Annotated in this window: 7 protein-coding genes; all 7 read left to right on the forward strand. The window is 61.5% G+C overall.

Annotated elements, in window-relative coordinates; translation table 11 throughout:
* Window positions 1–5: 5 nt before the first annotated feature.
* The 7 genes from DC522_RS15915 to alr all read left to right on the forward strand — a co-directional run bounded on the left by DC522_RS15915 (window position 6) and on the right by alr (window position 7,341).
* A complete protein-coding gene (locus tag DC522_RS15915) occupies window positions 6–1,253 on the forward strand; it encodes an FAD-binding oxidoreductase (protein ID WP_116529647.1) in 1,248 nt (415 codons plus the stop codon).
* 42 nt (window positions 1,254–1,295) lie between these two features.
* A complete protein-coding gene (locus tag DC522_RS15920) occupies window positions 1,296–2,786 on the forward strand; it encodes an aldehyde dehydrogenase family protein (protein WP_116529648.1) in 1,491 nt (496 codons plus the stop codon).
* Window positions 2,786–3,820 (forward strand): proline racemase family protein, encoded by a 1,035-nt coding sequence (locus DC522_RS15925; protein ID WP_116529649.1) that lies wholly within the window; start codon window positions 2,786–2,788, stop codon window positions 3,818–3,820. The genes DC522_RS15920 and DC522_RS15925 overlap by 1 nt, the downstream gene beginning before the upstream one ends.
* 12 nt (window positions 3,821–3,832) lie before the next feature.
* On the forward strand, window positions 3,833–4,600 hold the full coding sequence (locus DC522_RS15930; RefSeq protein WP_116529650.1) for an SDR family NAD(P)-dependent oxidoreductase: 768 nt from the start codon (window positions 3,833–3,835) through the stop codon (window positions 4,598–4,600).
* A 20-nt stretch (window positions 4,601–4,620) separates the two neighbouring features.
* Entirely contained in the window at window positions 4,621–5,376 is a 756-nt protein-coding gene (locus tag DC522_RS15935) for an SDR family NAD(P)-dependent oxidoreductase (protein WP_116529651.1), read from the forward strand.
* Window positions 5,377–5,544: 168 nt separating this feature from the next.
* Complete coding sequence (locus DC522_RS15940) at window positions 5,545–5,991, forward strand: Lrp/AsnC family transcriptional regulator (protein WP_116529652.1); 447 nt, start codon at window positions 5,545–5,547, stop codon at window positions 5,989–5,991.
* A 195-nt stretch (window positions 5,992–6,186) separates the two neighbouring features.
* A complete protein-coding gene (gene alr, locus DC522_RS15945) occupies window positions 6,187–7,341 on the forward strand; it encodes an alanine racemase (protein WP_116529661.1) in 1,155 nt (384 codons plus the stop codon).
* Window positions 7,342–7,385: the final 44 nt, after the last annotated feature.

Below are 7,385 nucleotides of genomic sequence, written 5' to 3' on the forward strand. Positions count from 1 at the left end.
ATGTCATGAGCAACAACGTGGGCCGTATCGCAGTCGTAGGCGCCGGCATCATTGGCACGACCATAGCTTATGAACTCCAACGTCGCGGGAACGACGTCGTTCTCATTGACAGAGACGCACCTGGAAAGGGAGCGTCCTATGGCAATATGGCCAGCATCGCGGTCACCGAGTTCCTGCCGGCCTCCCGGCCTTCTGTCTGGGCGCAGATGCCGAAATGGCTGCTTGACCCGGAGGGGCCCGTGAGGATCAGACCGTCCTATCTGCCGAGGCTCACTCCCTGGTTCCTGCGCTTCCTTGCAGCGAGCAGGCCATCGAAGCTGAGGGAGCTGGAAGCGGCCGGCGCGGCGCTGTGCCACCGCGTCTACGAGGATTTCGACGAACTTCTCGAGCATACAGGGTTAGCCCATATGCTGAGTGCGGAAGGCTGCCTTAGCCTCTATGCGGACGAAGCCGAGTTCCGAGCCGATCGGGAGCATATCGAGGTTCTGGAGCGGTTCGGCTTTCGGCACGAGATCCTCGGCGGCAATGCCATTCGCGATCTGGAACCAGCGCTGACAACGAAGATCGCCAAGGCGGTGCTCTTTCCCGACAACCGTTCCGTCAAGGACCCCTACCAGCTCGTGCTGAAACTCAGCGAGCAATTCCTATCCCTGGGCGGACGGATCGAGCAAGGCGAGGTCGTGGACTTCGACAAGGGCGATGGGGTCAGGGCTGTTCGCCTGAAGGACGGTCGTGCCATCGACGCTTCACAAACCGTGCTTTGCGCCGGTGCCCATACCGGCAAACTAGCGCGGCTACTCGGTGAGCCGATCCCACTGGAAACGGAGCGCGGCTATCATACGCAGATCATGGATCCCGGCATCTCGATGCGACATTCCATTATCTGGCCGGCGCGGGCGTTCATGGTCACTCCCACCGCCGGAGGGATCCGTGTCGGCGGTACGGTGGAGATGGCCGGGCTTGAGGCGGTTCCGGACTACCGGCGGGCGAAGGTTCTGGTAAAGCGAGCCAAGGAAGCGCTTCCGGACCTCCGGGCGAACAACGCGACCGAATGGATGGGGCACCGTCCGGCGCTGCCGGACACCGTTCCCGTCATCAGCTCGTCCGCGAAACACCGCGGCGTGTTCTACGCCACAGGCCATGGGCATCTTGGCCTCACCTATGCGGCCACGACCGGTCGTCTCATCGCCGACCTTGTGACAGGCATCGCGCCTCCCATCGATCTCAAACCCTATCGCGTGGACCGGTTCTGACGGCTGATCGGACCAACGCGACAACATTGAACTGGAGCGATCATGCGCAGCGAACTCTACATCGACGGAAAGTGGGTCTCGCCAGTGAAGGGCGGAACCTTCGATATCATCAATCCGGCCACCGAGGAGGTGATCCGCAAGGCAGCCTCGGCCACCGCCGAGGATGTCGACATCGCCGTGAAGGCCGCACGCCGCGCCTTCGACAAGGACGGGTGGCCGAAGCTCCCCGGGCGCGAGCGGGCGAGGTATCTCAAGGCCATCGCGGAGGGGATCCGCGCCCGGCAGGCGGAAATCGCCCGCCTGGAAGTCATCGATAACGGTAAGCCGCTCCCGGAAGCGGACTGGGACATCACGGACGCGGCCGGCTGCTTCGACTACTATGCGGGTCTGGCGGAGCAGCTCGACAACAATCCGGAGGAGCCGATCGCACTGAGCGATGCCCGCTTCACTTCGAAGGCCGTGAAGGAGCCGATCGGCGTGGCCGGCGCGATCATTCCCTGGAACTATCCGCTTCTCATGGCGGCCTGGAAGGTCGCGCCGGCGCTCGCGGCGGGCTGCAGCGTTGTTCTCAAGCCGGCCGAGCTGACGTCGCTAACCGCCCTTGAGCTTGCTGCCATTGCGGACGAAGTGAAGCTGCCTGCTGGCGTTTTGAACATCGTCACAGGTGCCGGTTCAGTCGCGGGCCAAGCCATCATCGACCACAAGGGCGTCGACAAGCTCGCCTTCACCGGATCCGGCCCGGTCGGCTCGAAGATCATGGCGGCCGCTGCCCGCGACATCAAACGTGTCAGCCTTGAGCTCGGCGGCAAGTCGCCGTTCGTCGTGTTCGAGGATGCTGACATCGAGAAGGCCGTCGAATGGATCATGTTTGGCATCTTCTGGAACCAGGGGCAGGTCTGCTCGGCGACGTCGCGCGTTCTCGTGCAGAACGGCATTTACGATCGGCTTGTGAAGCGGCTGATTGAGGAGACGAACAAGATCAAGATCGGAAACGGCCTTGAGGAGGGGGTTCTCCTTGGGCCGCTCGTCTCTAAGCGCCAATACGAGCAGGTCGTTGGGGCCATCGAAGGGGCAAAAAACGCAGGCGCGACAGTCATGTGCGGGGGGACGCGCCCGGAAGGGTTCGAGAAGGGCTACTACCTGCAGCCGACCGTCCTAACGGATGTCCCGCTCGACAGCGACGCGTGGAGGGAAGAGATCTTTGGTCCCGTCGTCTGTGTCAGACCCTTCTCTGATGAGGAGGAAGCAATCGAACTCGCCAACGACTCCCGCTTCGGTCTCGCCGCCGCGGTGATGTCGGAGGATGATGTCCGGGCCGAGCGGGTTGCCGCTGCGTTCCGCGCCGGCATCGTCTGGATCAACTGCTCCCAGCCGACCTTCACCGAAGCCCCCTGGGGTGGCTACAAGGAGTCGGGCATCGGCCGCGAACTCGGTCGGTGGGGCTTGGAGAACTATCTCGAGACGAAGCAGATCACCAAGTACATCAGCGAGGACCCATGGGGTTGGTATATCAAGTCGACGGAGAAGGCATGATGACCTGGGACCGTTCGCTTGATCTCATCCAGGTGCATTGCCAAGGTGAGATCGGCAAGGTGATCGTCGGTGGCGCTCCGGAAATCGCCGGCGCGACCATGCTCGACAAGATGAACCACATCAACAACGTCGACGACAGCCTGCGGCGCTTCGTGACGTTCGAGCCTCGCGCGAGCGTCGCGATGTCGGTCAATCTTCTGGTCGCACCGACACGACCCGACGCGGATGCGGGCTTCATCGTCCTGCAGGCAGACCGTGCCCATCCGATGTCGGGCAGCAACTGCATCTGCGTGGTCACAGCCCTGCTCGAAAGCGGCAGGGTTCCGATGCGCGAACCCGAGACGATCGTCCGGCTCGACACACCCGCCGGTCTGGTCGTCGCGCGTGCAACCTGCCGGAATGGCCGCTGCGTGTCGGTCAGTCTCGACAACGTGCCGAGCTTCGCGGAGGCCTTGGATAAGGTCATCGAGACGCCCCGATGGGGACGCATTATGGTCGATGTGGCCTTCGGCGGGGTCTACTATGGTATTGTCGATGTCGGCCAGATCGGGCTCGACATTGCGCCGGTCAACGCCCGCCAACTCGCCGAGGCCGGCATCGAACTCAAGTCTCTGCTTGCGGAACAGGTCGCGGTCAAGCATCCGGACCTCCCCGGTGTCAACGAGATCGCATACGTGATGTTCAGGGGGCGTGAGCCGGATGGTGTCGTCCGGACATGCACGACCCTGAAGCCAGGCCGCGTCGACCGCTCGCCATGCGGGACGGGCAGTTCGGCGAACCTGGCGACGCTTCTGTCTCGCGGAGAGATTTCGGTTGGAGACCGCCGGATATCACGCTCCATTATCGGGGGTGAGTTTGTGGCAGAGGCGATCGGAGAGACCGAAGTCGGCGGGCGCCGCGCCGTGCTGCCGAGGATCACCGGCCAGGGCTGGATCTACGGACGAGAGACACTCAGGTTCTCTGATGACGATCCATTCAAGAGCGGCTTCGCCCTGTCCGACACTTGGGGACCGCAGGTTCATCTGCTGGGTTGAGGGCACGACGATATGCCTGGATCTGATAAACCTCTCTCGGGACAAAACGTTCTTGTGACCGGTGCCTCAGGAGGAATTGGCGCCGCAATAGTGGAGCGCCTGGCCGGAGAGGGCGCACGTCCGATCATTCAGTATGGCCGCGACAGCGCCGGCGCTGAGGAATTGCTGGCTCGCATTCAAGGGCATGGGGCTATTGTTCAGGCTGACCTTTCCGATGCCGACGGCGCATTCCGGCTTTGGCGAGACGCGGCAGATCGATGTGGGCGTATCCATGGGCTGGTGAACAACGCGGGCATCCGCACGGAGATCTCGATCGATGCGGAGCCCGATGCTTGGCAGGCTGCGTGGCGGAAGGAGTTCCAGGTGAATTTCTTTGCCGCCACCGACCTCTGCAAGGAGGCGCTCCGGCATTTCAAGGCGCATGGCGGCGGGACGATCATCAACATGGCAAGCCGTGCCGGTCAGCGCGGCTATGCGGCCGACGCGATGCCCTATGGCGCGACCAAAGCAGCGCTCATCAATCTCACGAAATCCATTGCGCGGAGCTTCGGCGCTGATGGCGTCGTCGCCGTCGCTATCGCCCCCGGTTGGGTGCAGACCGAGATGGCCGAGGACTTCATTGCGAGGTTCGGCAAGCAGGCTGCGGTCGCCGACATTCCGATCGGGGAAATGGCGCAACCCTCCGAGATCGCCGAACTCATCGCCTTCGTGCTCCGTCCTTCCCAGCGCTCGCTCAATGGAGCGACGCTCGATGTGAACGGTGGAAGCTACATCCGATAAGCAAGTATTGGGAGAGATCAATGAAGAGGTTCGAGGGCAGGATCGCGATCGTAACGGGCGCCGGCGGGGGCATTGGTTCTGCCATATCGCGAAGGTTCGCGGAGGAGGGAGCTTTCGTTGTCGTGACCGACGCGAATGGTGCCGCTGCAAGCGAGGTCGCCGAGAGCATCGAAAGGAGCGGCGGTTCCGCGACTGCCATCGCGGCAGACATCTCGAAAGGAGACGACTGCGCCATCCTTATCGAGCAGGTTCACAGCAGGACGGGGCGAATCGACATCCTCGTCAACAACGCCGGCATCAACCGGCGTGGAAACCTTCTGGCGTTGACTGATGATGACTGGTACACGACCTTCGCCGTCAATCTGCACTCGATGTTCCATCTGTGCCGTGCCGTCATACCTCACATGATGAAGGCAGGCGGAGGCGCGATCGTCAACACCGCTTCCCAATGGGGTCTTCATCCGGCACCGAACCACATCGCCTATAACACGAGCAAGGCAGCGGTCGCAGCCTTCACCCAGAACCTCGCCCGGGATTATGCTCCGCAGAAAATCCGCGTGAACGCGGTTTGCCCCGGAGAGATCCACACGCCCATGCTCGAGGCGGGCGTAAAGAGATCGGGCAGGACGATCGCGGACCTCGATAAGCTCGTACCATTTGGCCGCATCGGAAAGCCGGAAGAGGTTGCTGCACTTGTTGCCTTCCTCGCATCCGACGAAGCCGCGTTCATGTGCGGCTCGCTGGTCGAAATCACCGGCGCTCAGGCGGTCGCTTGATTAAGCGGTAAGGTAATGAACATCTGATTGGCGCACATACTCGCACTCGACTCGTTATCAGGTGTGCTTTAACAAGTTCCGCAGTCGCCGAACGCAAGTTCATACCCTGTGCGAACATATCATTGCTAAGATAGGATTGCGCGTCGACACTGCAATCATTGGGTGACCATGGACGCAATAGACCAGCGCATCATCAGCATCCTCCGGGCAGATGGGAGGATCACGAACGCAGACCTAGCAGAGAAGGCTGGCCTGTCGCCGTCCGCGTGCCTGCGGCGTGTGCGGCTTCTCGAGGAGAGTGGCACGATCCGGGGTTATACGGCGCTGATCAACGACCGGGCTACGGCAGCCGAAACGGTCGTGATCGTGCAGATTTCACTTGAGCGACAGACGGATGAGTATCTCAGGCGCTTCGAGAAGGCGGCCTGCCAGTGTCCCGATATCCGAGAATGCTATCTCATGACCGGATCGTCGGATTACCTTCTCCGCGTATCCGTTCCCGACGCGGCCAGCTACGAGCGCATTCATACGGACGTTCTATCCTGCCTGCCCGGAGTGGCTCGAATCCAATCCAGCTTTGCAATTCGGGCCGTCATCAAACCACCGGATATGTAGCGTTCGACGCGGCCCGATCGGTTGCCTCTTTGCTATCTCAAGCGTCGACTAAAGCTGTCTTTGGTGACGAAAGAAAATTCAATTCTGTCGAATATCGTACGGCAAAGACACTGAAAATACGCGATCAATGCGACTCTTCAGCAGGATATTTGCGGAAAACTGCATCACAGTAGAGCACCTTCTTCGGTGGCTCGCATGCAGACGCTCCAGTTTCTAGACCAAGAACAAGTTCGTCGGCTCCCGTCGACGTCAGCCGCCAGCCGCGCCAGCGCATTACTCACTATTGATCTGGATGCCATCGCGGAGAATTACCGATTTCTTCAAGAGCAGGCCCGATCGGCTATCTGCGCCGCTGTCGTCAAGGCCGATGCTTATGGTCTGGGTGCAGGAGAGATTGCCCCCGCTCTGATAAGAGCCGGATGCCAGCACTTCTTTGTTGCCCATTTGGAGGAGGGGATCGCACTCCGTCGCATTCTCGGAGCAGGCGCGGCTATCGCGGTCCTCCATGGTCCTCTGGCCGGCACGGAAGCTGACTTCATCATTCATGATCTCGTGCCGGTTCTCAACAGTCTCGACCAGATCAGCCGTTGGGCCGCCACCGCCATGCCAGGCGGCACGAGGTTGCCCGCCATCCTGCAGGTCGACACAGGCATGGCCCGGTTCGGCCTGAGCGAAGCCGACGTCGATGTCCTTATAGACAATCACCAGCAACTGGATGCTCTGGATCTGCGACTCGTCATGAGCCATCTGGCCTGCGCGGATGAACCAGATCATCCGGCCAACGCAATGCAACTCGCCCTGTTTCAGCAGATGGGGAGGCTGCTGCCGTGCCGCCGAATGAGCCTGGCTGCCTCCTCCGGGATCTTCCTGGGACCTGAGTACCACTTCAAACTCGTTCGCCCAGGCGCGGCCCTCTATGGCATTGCCCCTCAGGCTGATCGGCCCAATCCGATGCGGCCGGTCGTGCGTCTGCAAGGCAAAGTGGTGCAGGTTCGGGATGTGCCGGCGAACACGCCTGTCGGTTACGGCCACACGGCCAGAACCACTTCACCCTCCCGGCTTGCGACCGTGGCTGTCGGCTATGCGGATGGATTCGTGCGCAGCCTCTCAGGCCGGGGCGGCGCCTGGTTCAACGGCAGCCATTTGCCCATCCTTGGGCGTGTGTCCATGGACAGCATCATTCTCGATGCCACCGCTCTCCCGGCCGGTTCATTGCTGCCGGGAGCCCTGGTCGACCTGATCGATCCCGGCCAGGACCTTGATGCCCTCGCGCGGAAGGCTGGCACGATCGGCTACGAACTGCTCACCAGTTTGGGCTCACGCTACCACCGTCAGTACATCCATTCCTGAGGATCACAAACCATGCACGTTCTCGTTCTCGGCAGCGGCGTCGT

The organism is Microvirga sp. KLBC 81 (assembly GCF_003075415.1).
Taxonomy (GTDB): Bacteria; Pseudomonadota; Alphaproteobacteria; order Rhizobiales; family Beijerinckiaceae; genus Microvirga.